Genomic DNA, 18,721 nt, shown 5'->3' on the forward strand with positions numbered 1-18,721 from the left:
GTGTCACTGACGCTTTGGCAACAGTGCCTGGACAACCTGCAGGATGAGCTGAATTCACAGCAGTTCAATACCTGGATACGCCCGCTGCAGGCAGAAGAAGGAGAGTCCAACGAGCTGCGCTTATTGGCGCCGAATCGCTTTGTGCGCGATTGGGTGAGCGATAAGTATGCCAAGCGGATTAGTGAACTAATGCGTGAGCTCGCGCCGGCCAAGCCGCCGAAAGTGAGTTTGACGGTAGGTAGCCGCCGCCCGGCCACGCAGGCACCTCAGCATCGCGACTTGGGCAACCCCGTATCGGCTTCTCCATCGCGTCCTTCGGCACCGGCTGTTCATACGCCTCCGCGCGGCGATATTGCGGACGAGCGTGAAATAGACAGGCTACGTGATGAAGCTCCCAGTCGGCGTAATAATGAGCGCCAAGTACAGGTAGAGGGCAGCCTGAAACATGGTAGCGGACTAAATCCTAATTTTACTTTCGATACGTTTGTTGAAGGTAAATCGAACCAGCTGGCTCGCGCTGCCTCCCGCCAGGTATCTGAAAACCCCGGCGGCGCTTATAACCCGCTGTTTTTATATGGCGGCGTGGGCCTCGGTAAAACCCACTTGATGCACGCCGTGGGTAATGCACTGGCAACGCGGCGCGAAAATGCCCGTGTGGTCTATCTGCACTCAGAGCGTTTTGTCGCCGATATGGTCAAGGCGTTACAGCTCAATGCGATTAACGATTTCAAGCGCTTTTATCGCAGTGTTGATGCATTACTTATTGATGATATTCAGTTTTTCGCTGGCAAAGAGCGTTCCCAGGAAGAGTTTTTTCATACCTTCAATGCGTTATTAGAAGGTGGTCAGCAAATGATCCTGACCTCTGACCGCTATCCTAAAGAGATCAGTGGGGTAGAGGAGCGCCTTAAATCACGCTTTGGTTGGGGGCTCACGGTCGCGATAGAGCCGCCAGAGCTTGAAACCCGCGTAGCCATCTTGATGAAAAAGGCCGACCAAGCTAAGGTCGATTTGCCTCACGATGCAGCTTTCTTTATTGCTCAGAAAATTCGTTCCAACGTGCGCGAATTAGAAGGTGCATTGAAAAAGGTCATCGCTGATTCGCACTTCATGGGTAAAACGATTACCCAAGACTTTATTCGCGAATCGCTGAAGGATTTGTTGGCCCTTCAAGACAAGCAGGTGGGCGTCGATAATATTCAGCGCACAGTCGCGGAGTATTACAAGATCAAGGTAGCGGACTTGCTCTCCAAGCGCCGTTCACGCTCGGTTGCCCGGCCTCGTCAGGTGGCGATGGCGCTTGCCAAGGAGTTAACCAATCATAGCTTGCCGGAGATTGGCGATGCCTTTGGTGGGCGTGACCACACAACGGTGTTACACGCTTGCCGAAAAGTGAAATCATTGCAGGAAGAGAGCGCGGATATTCGTGAGGATTACAAGAATCTGCTGCGCCTGTTGACCAGTTAACCACCCTATGGGACGGGCCTGTTACGCGCAGGTCTTTCAGGATATAGAACCGGAGTATTGATGAAATTTTCGATTTCCCGAGAGGCGCTGTTACGTCCGCTGACTCTGGTCGCAGGTGTTGTCGAGCGCCGCCAAACGCTACCTGTACTTTCGAATGTACTGATTCAGGTAGAGGGCGACCAGGTGTCGCTTACCGGTACTGACTTAGAGGTTGAGCTTGTTGGGCGCACGGTGGCCAGCCAGGTTGATCAGGCGGGTGCAGCAACGGTGCCTGCTCGCAAGCTGATGGATATTTGTAAATCACTGCCTGATCAATCCGATATTCAGCTAGCCGTTGAAGAGGGTCGTGCGGTCTTACGCAGTGGCCGTTCACGCTTTACCCTGTCGACGCTTCCGGTAGCCGAGTTCCCCAATATAGAAGATGCGGACGGCAGTCAGGAAATCAGCGTACCTCGCGGTACCTTAAAGCACCTGATTGAAGCCACCTCATTTGCGATGGCGCAGCAAGATGTACGTTATTACCTCAACGGTATGCTGCTGGAAATCCAAAGCAACCTGCTGCGTACGGTCGCGACTGACGGTCACCGCTTGGCGATGTGCTCACGCCCGATTGAAGTGTCTGTTAGTCAGTCACAAAAGCTGATTGTACCCCGCAAGGGTATCCTTGAGCTGTCGCGCTTGCTGGATGACAGTGATGAGCCTGTCAGCTTGACGCTGGGCTCCAGCCATGTACGTGCTCACACGGGCGATTTCACCTTCACCTCTAAGCTCATTGACGGCAAATTCCCTGACTATGAACGCGTAGTGCCGCGCAACGGCGATAAAGTGCTGATTGCCGAACGCGCTGCGCTGCGCCAAGTGCTTTCGCGTACCGCTATTCTCTCTAATGAGAAATACCGTGGTGTACGGCTATACTTTGAGGAAAACAACCTTAAAGTAATGGCCAACAACCCTGAACAGGAGGAAGCCGAGGAAAATATCGCTGTTGAGTATAACGGCGGCGCGATGGAGGTCGGTTTTAACGTTGGCTATCTAGTCGATGTACTGACGGTGCTGAACGAAGAACTCGTGCAGATTACCCTGGCCGACCCTAACAGTAGTGCACTGCTTGAAGTGCCCGGCGGTGGTGATGCACTTTATGTCGTTATGCCAATGCGCCTGTAAAGGGGGTTTGGATCATAGCATTGCACATGCAAGCTACATTAGCGGTGCTTCTGCTACCAGAAGCACCGCTTTCTCATTGGATGCAATACTCTTTATTTGCGGACTATTTTAAGTGGTGATAATAGGATGAGCCTGACACTGCTTAATTTCCACGGTTTGCGTAACCTCCAGCCAGTCGAAATGACGCCCTCATCACGTATTAACGTTATTAGTGGTGCCAATGGCAGTGGTAAAACCAGCCTTCTCGAAGGCGTGCATATTCTGGGTATGGGACGCTCGTTCCGTACACGCCAGTTGAAGCACACCATTCAAGCCGATAAGCCCCATATGACGCTGTACGGACGGTTAAGCGGTGAGCCTGAGGTTACCCTTGGTGTACGCCGTTTGCGTGCCCAGAGAGAGCTAGAGCTTCGTCTAAAGGGAGATAAAAACGCCCGCTTGGCGGAGCTTGTCGAAGCGATGCCGTTGCAGTTAATCAACCCTGACGCTTTTCGACTGCTTGAAGGTTCTCCTGCTGGTCGCCGAGAGTTTCTCGACTGGGGAGTGTTTCACGTGAAACATGACTTTTTGGGAATCTGGAAGCGTACCCGGCGTGCGTTGAAACATCGGAATGCACTGCTCAGGCGTGGTAGAATACACCCTCAGGAAATAGTGGTGTGGGAGCAGGAGCTCTCCATTTGGGGCGAACAGATGGATGCGTTGCGTCGTGCATGGTTTAGTGACTTTTTGCCTGTCTTTGAAGAGACGCTTAAGGTGCTACTGCCACTACCTGGGTTGTCGATTCATTACGCGAGGGGCTGGGATAAAGAGCGCTCTCTTTCGGCAGTGCTACACGATAGCCGACCCACTGATCAACAAATGGGCTTCACGCAGCAAGGCCCGCAGCGCGCAGATTTGCGTATCCGAGTAAACAAGCAGCCTGCTATCGAAGTGCTTTCCAGAGGCCAGCAAAAGTTAGTGGTGAGCGCCTTGAAACTCGCCCAAGGGCGGTTTCTGGAAAGAACAGCACAGCGGCACTGTATTTATCTCATCGACGATTTGCCAGCAGAACTTGATGAGCAAAATCGGCATCAGTTTTGTGGGTTACTTGAAGACATGCAGTGCCAAGCATTTATTACCAGCGTCGAACCTTCTGCGTTAAGTAGTACCTGGCGGCCTGATACTTTGGTGAAGATGTTTCACGTGAAACATACTGAACAAGGGCTGAGCCAGTTAGTGCTGGCTAGCTAGCGCGAAGAGTAGACGATACGGAATGAGACAGACTTCACGACGGAGTGGTCAATGAGCGAGCAGGCTTACGATTCATCAAGCATTAAGGTGCTCAAGGGGCTGGACGCAGTGCGTAAGCGTCCAGGAATGTATATTGGTGACACCGACGACGGTACCGGTCTGCACCACATGGTCTTCGAGTTGGTGGATAACTCCATCGATGAGGCCTTGGCTGGGCATTGCAGCGAAATTCGCGTTGTCATTCACCCGGATGAGTCAGTCACCGTTAGTGATAACGGCCGCGGCGTACCCACTGAACTTCACGAAGGCGAGGGGGTGTCCGCTGCTGAAGTTATCATGACGGTGCTGCACGCAGGCGGCAAATTCGACGATAACTCCTATAAAGTTTCTGGTGGGTTACACGGCGTTGGCGTTTCTGTTGTAAACGCACTGTCTGCCGAGCTGCGCTTGACCATTTGGCGCCAGGGCGAAGTGTTTGAACAGATGTACCATCACGGTGTGCCTCAAGCACCGTTGGGCGTTGTGGGCAAAACCGAAAAAAGCGGTACCCGCGTCCATTTTCGCCCTTCCCCTGAAACCTTTGGCAATATCGAGTTCCATTTCGATATTCTTGCCAAGCGGTTGCGTGAACTCTCTTTCTTGAATTCCGGTGTTGCGATCCGATTGTTCGATGAGCGCAGCGGTAAAGAAGAGCTATTCCATTACGAAGGCGGCTTAAAAGCCTTTGTTGATCACCTGAATACCAATAAAAGTGTCATTAACCCGGTATTCCACTTTAACGCTATTCGTGAAGATGGCGTTGAAGTTGAGGTGGCCATGCAGTGGAGCGAAGCCTTCACTGAAAATATTTTTTGCTACACCAATAATATTCCTCAGCGAGACGGTGGCGCGCACTTGGCAGGCTTCCGAGCGGGGCTTACCCGTACGCTCAATAACTATATTGAAGCTGAAAACCTGCTCAAAAAGGCCAAGGTCAATACCACCGGTGACGACGCCCGTGAAGGCTTGACTGCGATTATTTCGGTCAAAGTGCCGGATCCTAAATTTTCGTCGCAAACGAAAGATAAACTAGTCTCTAGCGAAGTTAAGACTGCCGTTGAGCAGGAGATGAGCCGCCTGTTTTCTGAGTATCTGGTTGAAAAACCTAACGAAGCTAAAGCGATCGTTAATAAGATGCTGGATGCGGCGCGGGCGCGTGAAGCCGCCCGCAAGGCGCGTGATATGACCCGCCGTAAAGGCGCGCTGGATATTGCCGGCCTGCCCGGTAAGCTGGCGGATTGCCAGGAAAAAGATCCAAGCCAGTCTGAACTCTACCTGGTAGAGGGTGACTCGGCAGGGGGTAGTGCCAAGCAGGGCCGTGACCGGCGTACCCAGGCTATTTTGCCGCTCAAGGGTAAAATCCTGAACGTCGAAAAAGCACGTTTTGATAAAATGCTTTCTTCAGCTGAAGTAGGCACGTTGATTACTGCACTTGGTTGCGGCATCGGCCGCGAAGAGTTCAACCCTGATAAGCTGCGCTACCACTCCGTCATTATCATGACCGATGCGGACGTGGATGGCTCACATATTCGTACGCTATTGCTGACGTTCTTTTTCCGTCAGATGCCGGAACTGATCGAGCGTGGCCATATCTTCATTGCCCAGCCGCCTTTGTATAAAATCAAGCGCGGTAAGCAAGAGCTCTATCTGAAAGATGAGCAGGCGATGGTGGATTATTTAACCACCACGGCCCTGGACGGCGCTGGATTACACGTTAATGCCAATGCACCAGGCATCTCGGGTTCTCAGTTAGAAACGCTGGTAAACCAGTACCGTAACGTCATGAAACGGATTGATCGCTTGTCACGGGTTTACCCCAATGAAGTGCTCAAGCAGATCATTCATACGTCCGCGCTTAAAGGTGAAGAAAGCCTGAAAGATCGCGTAACCATGCAGAACTGGATTGATGAAATTCAGAAGACCATGGATGACATGGTTGCCTATGAAGGTGGTCCGCGTTATCACTTCCACCTTCAAGAAGATTCTGAACGTGGACTTTTCCTACCTACCGTCTCGCTGGTGGCTCATGGTGTAACCACAGAGTACACGTGGGGACTCGACTTCTTTGAAAGCGCTGATTATCGGGGCATCGCTGAGTTGGGCGAAACGCTGGATGGCTTCCTTGAAGAGGGCGCGTTTATTGCCCGAGGGGAACGTCAAAAGCCTGTATCTCACTTCTCCGAAGTGCTGGCATGGCTGATGCAAGAGGGCCAGCGTGGTCTATCGGTGCAGCGTTATAAAGGTCTGGGTGAAATGAATCCAGATCAGCTTTGGGATACCACCATGGATCCCGATAGCCGCCGAATGCTGCGGGTGACGATCGAAGATGCGGTGGGTGCTGACATGATGTTCAACACGCTGATGGGTGATGACGTTGAACCACGTCGCGACTTCATCGAAACCAATGCGCTAGTGGCTAACCTAGACGTATAAGAGACGTTTGCTACTATCGTCATTGTTTCACGTGAAACATAGTGACGATCATTAACGAAAAGCGCCGCTAGTCTCCTAGCGGCGCTTTTTGATTACAGATCGGTATCTACTGCTTCGTAGTGATCAGCCAGTCCACAAAGTGAGCTAAATCATCGAAAGCATGTGCTTTTTCAAGCCCAATACCCTTGGCTTCAGTTTTTGCTCCTTTTCCGGTTCTAACCAGTACAGTACGACAGCCGACTGCTTCGCCTGCTTGTAAATCTCGCAGACTGTCTCCTACCATCCAGCTCCCTGCCAAGCTTGCCAGCCCCAACTGCTGCTGAATCTGATGCAGCATTCCAGGTAATGGTTTACGGCATTGACACTTGTCGTTAGGCCCATGGGGGCAGTAGGCGATGTGAGCGATGCTTCCGCCTTCCTTTTCCACCAACGCTAACAAGCGATCATGCATGCTCTGGAGCGTTGCTTCATCATAATAGCCACGGGCAATGCCTGACTGATTGGTCGCCACCACTACTGTAAATCCTGCATGACTGAGGCGAGCAATGGCGGCAATTGAAGAGGGGTAGGGCACCCATTCATCAAGGGATTTTATGTAGGCATCAGAATCAAGATTAATGACGCCGTCACGATCCAGAATGACAAGTTTTCCGGCACTTAGCATAGAAATCCTATTGGTACGGTTCGGCGATACTTGATGTCCGCGATTTTTATCGACTATCTTACTCGGACTCGCAGCAGTGTTTCACGTGAAACATATATTCCCAGTTAACAAAAAAGCCCAACCGTTTAGACGGCTGGGCTTGTAGCGACTAATCAAGCGATGACTACTGGGGAAGAAGTGAGATATCGGCCACTTCTAGGAAGAGCGCTTGAAGGCTAGCGAGTAGAGCCAAGCGGTTGCGCTGAATAGCGGGGTCATCCGCCATCACCATTACCTGGTCAAAGAAAGCATCCACCGGTTCCCGCAGGGTAGCAAGAGTGTCCAATGCTTGCTGATAGTTGCCTACAGCAAACAGTGGGGCCACTTGTGTCTGGCTTCCGCTCACCGCATCGAACAACGCTCGTTCGGCATCTTCCTGCAATAAGTTTTGATCAACCTGGGTACTACCATTGTGCTCTTGCTTAGCCAAGATGTTAGAAACACGCTTGTTAGCGGCTGCCAACGCGGCTGCTTCATCACGCTGGGCAAAAGCTTTCACGGCGCGCAGGCGGCGAGCGAAGTCGAGAGGATTGGTCACCGGGCGAGCGCGTACCGCAAGGTACATTTCAGCACTGATACCTTCTTCCTGGCCCCAGGCGCGGAAGCGATCCAGCATATAGGTCAGCACATCCTCAACCAGCCCATCGGCCTTGGGTAGGCTCTGGTGCTGCTCAGCGGCAACGGTGAGTAGCTCGCGCAGGTCAAGGTCCAACTCGCCTTTGATCAGAATGTTAAGCACGCCAATCGAGGCACGACGTAACGCAAAGGGATCCTTCGCGCCGGTGGGGCGTTGGCCAATGCCAAAGATACCTACCAAGGTGTCCAGCCGATCAGCCAGGGCTAACGCCTTGCCGGTCGCGCTCTGGGGAATGACATCAGTGGCGAATCGCGGCAGGTACTGCTCTTCAAGCGACTGGGAAACCTCCGTGGGCTCACCATCCTGCTCGGCGTAGTAACGGCCCATGATGCCCTGCAGCTCGGGGAATTCGAGCACCATTTCGGTCACAAGGTCACATTTGGCAAGCGCCACGGCGCGCTGGGCCTGAGCCACATCGCCGTTGATCTGCTCGGCAATAAAGGTCGCAATGGCGGTGCTGCGGCGCGCTTTGTCCGCCAAGGTGCCCAGCTGCTGCTGGAAAACAACGCTTTCCAGCTGGGGAATGCGCGAGGCCAGTGTGCGCTTACGATCGGTTTCGTAGAAAAACGCTGCGTCGGCTAGGCGCGGGCGAATGACTTTCTCGTTACCGGCAATGACCTGATCAGGGTCGGCGCTATCGATATTGGCGATGGTGATAAACAGCGGTTTCAGATTGCCAGCGTCATCCAGCAGGTGAAAATATTTCTGGTTGGCCTTCATCGAAGAGATCAGGCACTCAGCGGGCACTTCCAGGAAGCGCTCATCAAAACTACCGGTAAGAGCTACCGGCCATTCAACCAGTCCGCTCACTTCGACCAGAAGATCTTCATCAATGACGGCGGTGGCTTCTTGCACTTCGGCTTCTGCCAACACCTGCTCGCGGATACGTTCACGGCGCTGCACGCGATCAACCAGCACGTAAGCATTTTCCAGCGTAGCCACGTACTCATCGGCATGGGTCAACTGAATGGCATCAGGGGCGTGGAAGCGATGACCGTAAGTGGTGCAGCTTGCCTGTAGGCCTAGCGCCTCAGCAGCCACGACATCACTACCGTAAAGTGCTACCAGCCAATGAACCGGACGCGAGAACTCAACCCGTGAAGCGCCCCAGCGCATGTTTTTAGGCACAGGGAGGGCGCTGATGGCTTTGCGAATAATCTCGGGCAGCAGCGCTTGAATAGACTCACCTGGCTGCTGCTCGCGGTAGCCAAGCCAGGTGCCTTTATCGGTTTCCAAATGCATCAGCTCATCGACGCTAACCCCGCAGGAGCGGGCGAAGCCTTCTGCTGCTTTCGTGGCAACGCCATCCTTAAAGGCCGCCACCAGTGCGGGGCCACGGCGCTCAACGTCGCGGTCAGGCTGTTTGTCGGCCAGTTCACGCACTTGAACCGCTAAACGACGCGGGGTCGCAAAGGCTGTCACGCTGGCGAAGGGAACGTCGGCTTCTTGCAGGCCTTTCTCAATGCCTGCGGCAAACGCATCGGAAAGCGCATCCAGGGCCATGGGTGGTAGCTCTTCTGCACCCAGTTCTAGTAAAAGCGTATTAACAGCCATTAGTCGTCTCCCTGATCGGCGAGTAGCTCTTGTAACAGTTCTCGGCGAAGTGTTTCTGGCGCCATGGGGAAACCTTCGGCCTTGCGCGACTCAAAGTAGGCGGTGGCCACATCGCGGGCCATGGTGCGAACGCGTAAAATAAAACGCTGACGCTCGGTCACCGAGATAGCGTGACGGGCGTCCAGCAGGTTGAACGTATGCGATGCCTTCAGAACTTGCTCGTAGGCTGGCAGCGGCAGGCTGGCGGCGAGCAATTTGCTACACTCTTTTTCCTGATGGTCAAAGTTAGCAAACAGCTGATCCACATCGGCATGTTCAAAATTGTAAGTGGACTGCTCGCGCTCGTTTTGCAGATACACATCGCCATAGGTGACCTTGCTGCCGTCTGGGGCAATGGCCCAAATCAGGTCATAGACGCTATCGACGTCCTGCAAGTACATGGCGATACGCTCAAGCCCATAGGTCAGTTCGCCGGTAACCGGGTAGCACTCAATGCCACCTGCCTGCTGAAAATAGGTAAACTGGGTGACTTCCATGCCGTTTAACCAGATTTCCCAGCCCAGGCCCCAGGCGCCTAGCGTTGGGGATTCCCAGTTATCTTCGACAAAGCGGATGTCATGAATCAGTGGGTCGAGACCGAGCCGCTTGAGTGAGCCCAGATAAAGGTCCTGCAGGTTGCTGGGCGATGGCTTCATCACCACTTGAAATTGGTAGTAGTGCTGAAGGCGGTTAGGGTTCTCGCCATAGCGGCCATCAGTAGGGCGCCTTGAAGGCTGCACATAGGCCGCGTTCCAGGTTTCGGGGCCAATCGCCCGCAAGAAGGTGGCGGGGTGGAAGGTGCCCGCGCCGACTTCCATATCGAGCGGCTGAAGGATGACACAGCCTTGTTCTGCCCAGTACTGCTGCAGAGCAAGGATCAAGCCTTGAAAGGTCGACACATCAGGTGTCGATTGGTTTGTCGAAACACTCATCGCGGAAAGCACCGTTGGCCATGAATTCATAAGGCGTCAAGTATACAATCCTAGGCAGATGGGTTATAGGCACGTATGCCAACAAGCCGCGTTAGGTAAGGAGAACAGTATGATTGTGGTAACAGGCGGTGCCGGTTTTATCGGGGCCAACATAGTGAAAGCACTGAATGCCCGTGGCCGAAACGATGTAATGGTGGTCGATGATCTGCGCGATGGCACCAAATTCGTCAACCTGGCCGACTGCACGCTGGCGGATTATCTGGATAAAGATGACTTCCTTGCCAGAGTAAAAGCTGCCCTGAAAGGGGAAAGCGTCGACTTGCCTACCATTGATGCCATTTTCCACGAAGGCGCCTGCTCAGATACCACCGAGTGGGATGGCCATTACATGATGGAAAATAACTTCGAGTACTCCAAAGTGCTGCTTAACTACTGCGAGCAGCAGGGTATTCCCTTCCTGTACGCGTCATCGGCGGCGACCTATGGCGGCAGCGAGGTGTTCAAAGAGGTACCGGAGTGCGAAAAGCCACTCAACGTTTACGGCTATTCCAAACTGCTGTTCGATCAGCACGTGCGTGCGCGGTGGAGCGAATTGACCACTCAAGTAGTTGGCTTTCGATACTTCAATGTTTACGGCCCGCGGGAACAGCATAAGGGCAAAATGGCCAGTGTGGCGTACCATAATCATCTGCAAATCCGTAACGGCGAAACCCTGAAGCTGTTCGGCGCCTATGGTGGGTATGAGGCGGGTATGCAGAGCCGCGACTTCGTTTATGTCGGCGATGTGGTCGATGTAAATCTCTGGTTTCTGGATCATCCTGACCAGTCGGGTATCTTCAATCTTGGTACTGGTCGCGCAGAGCCTTTCAAAGCGATTGGTGAAGCCGTTATCGATTTTTACGGTAAAGGTGAGATTGACTACATTGCCTTCCCCGAAGAACTTAAAGGACGCTATCAGAGTTATACCCGGGCTGACATTAACCAGCTACGCACCAGTGGCTGCGATGTGGAGTTTAAAACCGTTGCTCAAGGGGTTAAGGCCTACTTGGGGTGGCTAAATGGCTAACTCAGCTCAGCGCTTGCTGGTGGTTGGCCCTTCGTGGGTCGGTGATATGGTCATGGCACAAAGCCTGTTTATGACTTTAAAAGCTCGCCAGCCAGGTGCGACGATAGGGGTGGTCGCGCCCGCGTGGTCGCAGCCTATTTTAGAACGCATGCCCGAGGTGGATGAGGTGTTGCCGCTGGCGATTGGTCATGGCGAATTTGGTTTGGCCAGCCGCCGCGAACTCGCCAGCCGCCTAAGGGGGCGATTCGATCGCGCGATTGTATTGCCGCGTTCTTGGAAGGCCGCATTGGTGCCTTTTATGGCACGCATTCCCGAGCGTGTCGGGTTTATGGGCGAGCATCGCTACGGTCTTCTCAAGGAGCGCCGTAAGCTCGACAAGCAGGTGCTGGATCAAACGGTAAAGCGCTTTGTTTCGCTAGGGCTGCCCCTTGAAGAAGCGACCAGCGGCGACTTTGTATTGCCCAAGCCGCGGCTGCAGATTGACCGCGATAATCTGGTTAATTTACGCCTGACGCATTCGCTTTCATCACGCACGGCGATTGGCATGATGCCGGGCGCTGAATACGGCCCAGCCAAGCAGTGGCCGATCAGTTACTTTCACACGTTAGCAAAACGCTTGGTAGAAGAAGGTTTTGAAGTGCGGGTGTTGGGCGGCGCCAAGGATCACCCAGCGGGGGAGGAGATTATTCAGGGGCTTGCCCATGCCCATAACCTATGCGGCAAAACACAGTTAGCCGATGCCGTTGACTTGCTGGCGGACTGTCGGCAAGTGGTCACCAATGACTCGGGCTTGATGCATGTGGCCGCAGCGGTAGGCGTTCGCATCCATGCGCTATATGGCTCTTCATCGCCAGCCTACACGCCGCCGTTGACCGATAATGCAGTGATTCACTACCTGGCGCTCTCTTGCTCTCCCTGCTTTCAGCGCACGTGCCCATTGGGGCATACCAACTGCCTTAACCAACTGAGCGTTGACCAGGTCTACGAGCAGATTCACGCGGCTCATCAACGGGAGAGCGTGATAGCTAATGGATAAGCTCCACTTCATCGGCTCGGTCAGCGGGTGTCTCTACGGTTTGCTCTTGAGAAGAGGACGCGTCGGGCTCACGGCGCTGGGGTGAGATACCTTCCCAGAGACGGTGCTGCAGCGCTGTCTCTTCCTGTAGGCGCTCATTGAGTACTTCAATACCATGTGCTTCCACCAGCGTACGCTGATCACTAAATAATGACGTGCCCAGCCCCGCACGCTGGCCTTCCAAGCGAAAGCCCAGCGCATCTAACAACGTGGGGAAAACATCCAGCATGGTGGCATCACGGCGAATACGCTGTGGCTGAATATCATCACCCAGCATGATAAGCGTGTTGTCGCGGTCTAAAGCGGTCAACTGATCCCACACCGACACCCGCATGGTCAGGTGGTCGCTGAGTACTACGACCAACGTGTTGTCGAGAAGCCCCTCTGATTCCAAACGCTCAATTAAATCTCGGGCCAGCCACGTTGAGCACTCTACTGAGTAAAGAATATCCTGCCCGTCAAATTCGCCCTGTTGTTCTACACAGGATTGAGAGGGGTAACCATTGGGCGCATGACCTGCTAAATTAAGAGTTACCACGCCCCAGGGGCCGTTATTCTCTTTGTCGAGACGCCGTATTTCGTCGGCGGTAATGTCATAAAGCGTGTCGTCATAAAGCCCCCAACTGTTTACATATTCGGGATCTGTCAGCTGTGGCTCTAACTCTTCACGCCCTTTTACGGTGTTGAACTGGTGGCCGCGATAGAAAATCCCCTTGCCTGCAAACTGAGTGCTGGCACCACCCAAGTAGCTGAGCTGGTAGCCCTGCGCCGCGAGTATATCGCCAAGGCAATCAACGCCGGGAACGACCTTAGAGAGAGGGTCAAACTGACTGTCGTGAAGGAGGCCCGCAGGCATTAAAGGCACGCCACATTGGCTGGCAATCATCCCCGCCATTGTCCAGCCGGTGTTATCCATTTGGCGGACACCTTCAAAGACCGCACCTCGTTCACCCAGTGCGTTGAGATTGGCATAGGCATCCTCGAATATATCGTTGGCGTAGGTGCGCTCAATGCTTTCTAGATACAAGAGAAGTAAGTTCGGGGCGTCTCTAAGCGCTTCAGCGGGGGGCGGCTTATAGCGACGATCCAGCCAGGCACCATCGTCGGTAACAATAGCTGCGCTGCGTTGGCCCAGACCAAAAAGCAGCGGGTTGCTTGCCAATAACAAAATAGCGAAAAAGCGCTCGGCTAACCGCCAGCGCTGGTCATGACGGGACAACCACGTGACGGATGCCAGCACGCCAATCATGATCAGCGTATAAAGCACCGCGGTAAGCATTTTACCGGCGCCGCCGTGCTCGGCCATGCCTGCCTGGAGATGAAAAAACACCGCGCCCAGATCGACAATGCCGAAGCTATCTGCCAAGTAGACGTAAACGCCCCACAAGCTAAGCGGCAACAGCGACCAGGGCCACATTTTGCGGTAACGAGCATTGGCAGGTTGGCCCCAGCGCAGCTTTAAGCCCACCCCAATCCATGCGGCGGCGACAAAAAATAGCGTCCACCAAGGTAGGCGGGTTAGCACCGTGACGGTATAGCCAAGGCATAGGCCGATAGTGATGATTGCTATTTTTCGAATAGCACGAGGATTCATATGCAACCTACTTTTTCAGGCAAGTTCATTTCATTGATTAACTTTGAGACCATCACTGTTTGAGGTATCAATCAGAGGCATGGCTGCGGCAAAATTATAATCACCAGCATAAACTTTTTGTGCACAGTCGGTAAATCTTGTTTTTGTTTGACGCCATTTCCGTTTGGTATAGCAATTCGACAATACTTTACTATGCAAAAGTAAACGTGCTTTGAGATTGATTTTTTTAGGAGAGAACCCATCAATCATAACTAGTTTATTATTAGCATGTTCTCCCTCAATAACAAAGTTATCTATATTAAAATCAGAGGCAGGAATGCCAGTAGTGGAAAATTTATGAACAATTTTTTCCACTAAAAGTAATGCACACTCAACGGTTAGCTCTTTTCTAAATAAAAGCTTGCGCAAAGTAATGGACTGACCTTGATCATCAACAATTCTTTCGACAACTAAACCAGGCCCTTTATTCGTTTTTACCCACTTTTGACAGAGGCTAATGCAACATTCAGTATTGTTAGGTGCAACAGCTTTTGATACATACCATTCTGAAAAGCTCTGTCGATGTTCTTTTTTCCAGCTTTCTGGATGCCGAGCAATTTTTATTAGTTTTGACGGATTGGTTTCATCTAAATAACAAATTCGATTTGACCCGTAGGATAAAATATTGTTATCGTTTAAGATTATTTTTTTACTATTTTTTATTTGCTTTCTGATTTCTCTGAATGCAATGTACATATATCATCCTTGATATTCTCTTTGAGGTGATCTGAAATTAAGGATTGCAGCGCTTGATATTGATATTCGTAGGTGTAATAACTAGCTGTTTCGACAAGCTGGTTGTTTATAAATGCATTATCTTTAAGCATGAGACTCTCAATTTTTTCCGCCCACTGCTCTGAAAGATAACCCTTTACAATTAAATTCCTTAACTCGCCTTTGAGTAGCTCACCAGCACCAACACGTTCGGACATCAGGGTCAATGTAGAACATGCCATCGCTTCTAATATAACACAACCAAACTCTTCGATATGTGCAGGCAAAACAAAGAGATCTAAAGCAGCGTAGTAATGCTCTACCTCAGGAACCGTTTTTTTCCATATAAAATATTGGTCGACGCCTAGTCTTACTGCTTTTTCTTTATAGGCTTCTATCTCCCCCTGCCCTATTACTAAAAAACGATATAAGACATTGGTTGCTTTTACCAAATCTCTCGAAATTTCAATGAAAAAATCTAAGTTTCTTTTTTTGAAATCACCCGAGGTGATTAAGCCGATGAGCTTTTCTTCTTGTTTAATATCAAGCTCATCTCGCTTCTTCTGTCTAAATATTGACTTTTTGAAGACATTAAATTGATGTGCGTCAAAACCAGGATAAGAGATGCTTATTTTTTGAGCCGGAATACCGTAACGAGTAGTTAAATCATTAGCCATTAACTGAGAGTTGGCAACAACATGCTGATAGTTACCTTTTCTGAGAATTTTATTATGTATTTTTGAAACGCTTTTTTGTTGTTGAGTCGATTTTGGATAAATTATTTCTTGTGCTAAATCCACACAGTTATGCATAAAAATTATGTTTGCATTTTCCATATCGCCATGGCTGATAATAAGAGAGGGCTTATTTTTTTGACACCAAGCATTAGCACGCTTACTAAACCAGAGTCGTCTGATGTAACTACTTAGTGGGATTTTTTTAATAATCTTTAAATCCACACCATAGGAAACAATTGTTTCTTTATTAATTTTTTCACATATGATGGTTACGTGATATCCCAAGTTTTTTAAAATTGAAATTTGTTGCAGAGCGATTCTTGCAGCGCCAGTTGTCTTGTTCAAGTTACGGATGGCAATAACTGCCGTCGGCACGTCTTCCATGATAGAACCTGTTGTCAAAAGTTTTTTTGAAATTTAATGCTTGATCTTCAAGAAGTTTTTCATATATTTCCAAAACACACCATTAGCATTCGAAACTGCTATTACTAATCCTCTCCAGCCATCGCGCCAGCCCTGCTGTAGAAAATAAGTTCGTAGAAAGGCGAAGACTGCTTTGAAAAAAATGACTAATACTGAGTAATGCTTCAGTTTTCCAGATTCAGCGCGAATGTTTGAATAACGATTAATTTTTTCTAGAAACTGTGACAAATCTGTCACGGCTGTATGCTTAATAGTACCCGATAAGCGTTGTACGCGGCTAATGCTGTTCACTGATATTGCTTCGTGAACCATGGCATTATTGAAATTATGACTGCGACGATCAAAGAGTCGAATTAACCAGTCATTTCCCCATCCAGAGTAGTGGACTGGCTGACCCATCATCCAATTCTCACGCAATATTTCCCCCAGATCGCTAGGTGATGCGTTGTTAACCCACGTTGTGATTGATTCGATGAGTTCTGGGGAAGGTACTTCGTCGGCATCAAGGGAGAGTATCCAATCATGCTTGGCTAGCGAAACGGCGTGACGTTTGGTAGGCCCGAAGCCAATAAAATCACCTTGATGTAGTGAAACGTTCGGATAACTCGCCGCAATGCGGAAGGTATCGTCGCTTGAACCGTTATCGTAAATCACTACGTTTTCAAAACACTGCACAGCATCCAGCGTATTTTGTAAAGTTGAGGCAGCATTTCGAGTGATGATAACAACGCTAACGCCAGCGGGCATAAATGTTTCGATCCTGTTAGAAAGTGGGTAGCGAATGCTATTATAGCGGCTTTACAGTCACCGTATCCCCAGTGAGGCGTTTTTGCACATCATTCATGTCAATCTGGCTAGAGGGTTCCGCGGGGGAGAGCGTCAAACCGTCCTATTGATCCAAGCATTAGCTGGTGCGGATGGAATAGAGCGCCAGACGCTGGTCTGCAAGCCATCGTCCCCTTTACGCGATGAGTTAGCAGGTACTCCAGGTTTAGAATTTACTAACGCTAGACATCAATTAGCAGGGCATTGGCATGCAGGTAAAGCCGATGTCGTGCATGCACATGAGGCAAAAGCAGTTCATTGGGCATGGCTACATAGCAAGCTGTTCCAAACGCCATATATTATTACTCGCCGCGTCGATACCCCTATTAAGCGTAAACTAAGTAATAAGGCTTTTTATCGTAATGCTCACTACTGCGTCGCTATATCGAGTGCCATAGCGCAGGAAATAAGCACATTAACATTTCAAAAAATTCCCATTATTCCAAGCGCCTTCACGCCCGTTTCACCGAATCCAAACTTCGTAAAGGAGCTACGTGATGGTTATTCCGAGCGTTTTATCGTCGGCCATGTTGGTGCTCTGGTGGATCGCCATAAAGGACAGCGAGTGTTATTAGAGGCAGCTCGTCAATTCCAGGTTACACGGCCAGAAGTATTGTTTGTATTTTTTGGAAGGGGGGAGGACGAGCAAATTCTACGTCAGGAGAGTGCCTCGTTAAGCAATGTCCTTTGGATGGGTTTCAAGCCTAATATTGGCGACTATCTGCCAATGTTAGACCTTTTTGCATTCCCTTCGCGAAATGAAGGGCTAGGATCGGTACTTCTAGATGTAATGAATGCTAAAGTCCCTATTATTGCCAGTGATGTTGGTGGTATTCCCGATATTGTCAAGCATAAAAAAACTGGCATTCTAGTGCCGCCCAATAACTCTGAGAAGCTAGTTGAAGGCCTTGAAGCATTAATAAAAAATGAACAGCTTCGAAGTACATTGTCATTTAATGCTTTTAAGCAATTAGAGAGGTTTTCTCCTGATGCGATGATGGATGCTTATCTTTTTCTATATCGTACTAAATAACACTTATTTGTAATATTACTGGCTTGGTTTTATGACTTTTATCGAACGCTTGAAAGCTAATTACCATAAGTTTCTATTTTATAGCAAGGGTGTCTTGGAAATAGGCTTACCCCGGCAATACTATTTCTTCGAACGGAAAAAATATCTCACTGCCTTTGAGAGGTTACCGTTAGGAAGTGAAAAATCTTATATTGAAGGCCGAGTAAATTACTATAACCAGCTTTCTAAGCCGTTAGAGCTAAATGATCAAGCACTAGACGTAGGTGGTTTTTCAAAACAGAAAAGTTGGTCTTACTATATTGATATGAAGTGCTATTTATCGCGTTTTGAGAAACCTTTGAAATTCCATTTCTGGCCGGGTGATATTCGTACAATACCCGAAGAACCTACGTTTGTAAAAAGTCGCCCGATTAGCCTGGATAATCAGCAGTCGGTGCTACTAAAGCTAAATCGAGTAAGACATTATTTCTTTGTAAATGATACGCTTAATTTTGATGAGAAAAAAAATCAGTTAGTGTGGCGGGGTGCTTGTCATCAGCCACATCGACAAGCCTTTGTAGAAAAATATTACCATCATCCCCTGTGTAATGTGGGTGACAGTCGTAAAAATGCTCAGGGAAAACCTTGGGGGCGTTCCTATATGAGCGTCAATGCACAGTTGAACTATAAGTTTATACTGAGCATTGAAGGTAATGATGTGGCAACGAATTTAAAGTGGATTATGGCCTCTAATTCATTATGCTTTATGACTAGGCCTAAATATGAAACTTGGTTCATGGAAGGGACACTTCAACCAAGCTTTCATTATGTTGAGCTTGCTGACGATTACTCAGATTTAGAAGAAAAATTAATTTACTATCAACAGTATCCTAATGAAGCAAAAAAAATTATTAAAAATGCTAATAATTATGTGGAGCCTTTTTTAAATCAAAAGCAAGAGCACCTTATCGGCTTGTTAGTAATGCAAAAATATTTTGAGAAAACAGGGCAAAACAGCGGCTGAAGTAAATAACATAA

General features: G+C 49.9%; 15 protein-coding genes. 8 read left to right on the plus strand and 7 right to left on the minus strand.

Features of this window, described 5'->3' with window-relative positions; all coding sequences use genetic code 11:
• From dnaA to gyrB, 4 genes are all read left to right on the plus strand, one after another.
• Positions 1–1,467, plus strand: coding sequence for a chromosomal replication initiator protein DnaA (gene dnaA / locus Q3Y66_RS00005; protein WP_008959106.1), 1,467 nt, complete (start codon positions 1–3; stop codon positions 1,465–1,467).
• Between the two features lie 60 nt (positions 1,468–1,527).
• Positions 1,528–2,631 (plus strand): DNA polymerase III subunit beta, encoded by a 1,104-nt coding sequence (gene dnaN / locus Q3Y66_RS00010; protein ID WP_008959107.1) that lies wholly within the window; start codon positions 1,528–1,530, stop codon positions 2,629–2,631.
• A gap of 126 nt (positions 2,632–2,757) precedes the next feature.
• A complete protein-coding gene (recF, locus tag Q3Y66_RS00015; protein WP_008959108.1) occupies positions 2,758–3,861 on the plus strand; it encodes a DNA replication/repair protein RecF in 1,104 nt (367 codons plus the stop codon).
• 51 nt (positions 3,862–3,912) lie between these two features.
• A complete protein-coding gene (gene gyrB / locus Q3Y66_RS00020) occupies positions 3,913–6,333 on the plus strand; it encodes a DNA topoisomerase (ATP-hydrolyzing) subunit B (RefSeq protein WP_008959109.1) in 2,421 nt (806 codons plus the stop codon).
• 106 nt (positions 6,334–6,439) lie between these two features.
• Here gyrB and gmhB read toward each other — a convergent pair whose 3' ends face one another.
• The 3 genes from gmhB to glyQ form a co-directional block, all read right to left on the minus strand.
• Positions 6,440–6,997 carry a D-glycero-beta-D-manno-heptose 1,7-bisphosphate 7-phosphatase gene (gene gmhB / locus Q3Y66_RS00025; protein WP_008959110.1) on the minus strand — a complete coding sequence of 186 codons (558 nt, stop codon included), beginning with the start codon at positions 6,995–6,997 and terminating at the stop codon, positions 6,440–6,442.
• Between the two features lie 163 nt (positions 6,998–7,160).
• On the minus strand, positions 7,161–9,227 hold the full coding sequence (gene glyS, locus Q3Y66_RS00030; protein WP_008959111.1) for a glycine--tRNA ligase subunit beta: 2,067 nt from the start codon (positions 9,225–9,227) through the stop codon (positions 7,161–7,163).
• Positions 9,227–10,198 carry a glycine--tRNA ligase subunit alpha gene (gene glyQ / locus Q3Y66_RS00035; RefSeq protein WP_008959112.1) on the minus strand — a complete coding sequence of 324 codons (972 nt, stop codon included), beginning with the start codon at positions 10,196–10,198 and terminating at the stop codon, positions 9,227–9,229. Before glyQ ends, glyS begins: the two co-directional genes overlap by 1 nt.
• 109 nt (positions 10,199–10,307) lie before the next feature.
• Here glyQ and rfaD point away from each other — a divergent pair, with 109 nt between their 5' ends.
• Together rfaD and waaF are read left to right on the plus strand one after the other, a co-directional pair.
• Entirely contained in the window at positions 10,308–11,264 is a 957-nt protein-coding gene (gene rfaD, locus Q3Y66_RS00040; protein WP_008959113.1) for an ADP-glyceromanno-heptose 6-epimerase, read from the plus strand.
• On the plus strand, positions 11,257–12,300 hold the full coding sequence (gene waaF / locus Q3Y66_RS00045; protein WP_008959114.1) for a lipopolysaccharide heptosyltransferase II: 1,044 nt from the start codon (positions 11,257–11,259) through the stop codon (positions 12,298–12,300). The genes rfaD and waaF overlap by 8 nt, the downstream gene beginning before the upstream one ends.
• Here the strand turns inward: waaF and Q3Y66_RS00050 are convergent.
• Genes Q3Y66_RS00050 through Q3Y66_RS00065 form a run of 4 tightly spaced genes read right to left on the minus strand, consistent with a single transcriptional unit; the run spans position 12,290 to position 16,593 of the window.
• Positions 12,290–13,933: a sulfatase-like hydrolase/transferase gene (locus Q3Y66_RS00050; RefSeq protein ID WP_008959115.1), complete on the minus strand. Its 1,644-nt coding sequence runs from the start codon at positions 13,931–13,933 to the stop codon at positions 12,290–12,292. The genes waaF and Q3Y66_RS00050 overlap by 11 nt on opposite strands.
• A 30-nt stretch (positions 13,934–13,963) precedes the next feature.
• Positions 13,964–14,668 (minus strand): YrbL family protein, encoded by a 705-nt coding sequence (locus Q3Y66_RS00055; protein WP_083832272.1) that lies wholly within the window; start codon positions 14,666–14,668, stop codon positions 13,964–13,966.
• Complete coding sequence (locus Q3Y66_RS00060) at positions 14,632–15,807, minus strand: glycosyltransferase family 4 protein (RefSeq protein ID WP_008959117.1); 1,176 nt, start codon at positions 15,805–15,807, stop codon at positions 14,632–14,634. The genes Q3Y66_RS00055 and Q3Y66_RS00060 overlap by 37 nt, the downstream gene beginning before the upstream one ends.
• Positions 15,808–15,840: 33 nt before the next feature.
• The gene (locus Q3Y66_RS00065) at positions 15,841–16,593 is read right to left on the minus strand and encodes a glycosyltransferase family 2 protein (RefSeq protein ID WP_008959118.1); all 753 of its coding nucleotides are present in this window, start codon (positions 16,591–16,593) and stop codon (positions 15,841–15,843) included.
• Between the two features lie 82 nt (positions 16,594–16,675).
• Here Q3Y66_RS00065 and Q3Y66_RS00070 point away from each other — a divergent pair, with 82 nt between their 5' ends.
• Complete coding sequence (locus Q3Y66_RS00070) at positions 16,676–17,704, plus strand: glycosyltransferase family 4 protein (RefSeq protein ID WP_035587216.1); 1,029 nt, start codon at positions 16,676–16,678, stop codon at positions 17,702–17,704.
• A 31-nt stretch (positions 17,705–17,735) separates the two neighbouring features.
• Complete coding sequence (locus Q3Y66_RS00075; RefSeq protein ID WP_008959120.1) at positions 17,736–18,707, plus strand: glycosyl transferase family 90; 972 nt, start codon at positions 17,736–17,738, stop codon at positions 18,705–18,707.
• Positions 18,708–18,721 lie beyond the last annotated feature (14 nt).

It is taken from the genome of Halomonas sp. HAL1 (assembly GCF_030544485.1).
In the GTDB taxonomy this organism is placed as follows: Bacteria; Pseudomonadota; Gammaproteobacteria; order Pseudomonadales; family Halomonadaceae; genus Vreelandella; species Vreelandella arctica.

Coding starts and splice junctions, on each gene's coding strand:
- Q3Y66_RS00065 (WP_008959118.1), bottom strand. CDS start 16,593: ATGCCCGCTGGCGTTAGCGTTGTTATCATCACTCGAAATGCTGCCTCA.
- gyrB (WP_008959109.1), top strand. CDS start 3,913: ATGAGCGAGCAGGCTTACGATTCATCAAGCATTAAGGTGCTCAAGGGG.
- gmhB (WP_008959110.1), bottom strand. CDS start 6,997: ATGCTAAGTGCCGGAAAACTTGTCATTCTGGATCGTGACGGCGTCATT.
- dnaN (WP_008959107.1), top strand. CDS start 1,528: ATGAAATTTTCGATTTCCCGAGAGGCGCTGTTACGTCCGCTGACTCTG.
- Q3Y66_RS00055 (WP_083832272.1), bottom strand. CDS start 14,668: ATGTACATTGCATTCAGAGAAATCAGAAAGCAAATAAAAAATAGTAAA.
- glyQ (WP_008959112.1), bottom strand. CDS start 10,198: ATGAGTGTTTCGACAAACCAATCGACACCTGATGTGTCGACCTTTCAA.
- glyS (WP_008959111.1), bottom strand. CDS start 9,227: ATGGCTGTTAATACGCTTTTACTAGAACTGGGTGCAGAAGAGCTACCA.
- Q3Y66_RS00050 (WP_008959115.1), bottom strand. CDS start 13,933: ATGAATCCTCGTGCTATTCGAAAAATAGCAATCATCACTATCGGCCTA.
- rfaD (WP_008959113.1), top strand. CDS start 10,308: ATGATTGTGGTAACAGGCGGTGCCGGTTTTATCGGGGCCAACATAGTG.
- Q3Y66_RS00060 (WP_008959117.1), bottom strand. CDS start 15,807: ATGGAAGACGTGCCGACGGCAGTTATTGCCATCCGTAACTTGAACAAG.
- Q3Y66_RS00075 (WP_008959120.1), top strand. CDS start 17,736: ATGACTTTTATCGAACGCTTGAAAGCTAATTACCATAAGTTTCTATTT.
- recF (WP_008959108.1), top strand. CDS start 2,758: ATGAGCCTGACACTGCTTAATTTCCACGGTTTGCGTAACCTCCAGCCA.
- waaF (WP_008959114.1), top strand. CDS start 11,257: ATGGCTAACTCAGCTCAGCGCTTGCTGGTGGTTGGCCCTTCGTGGGTC.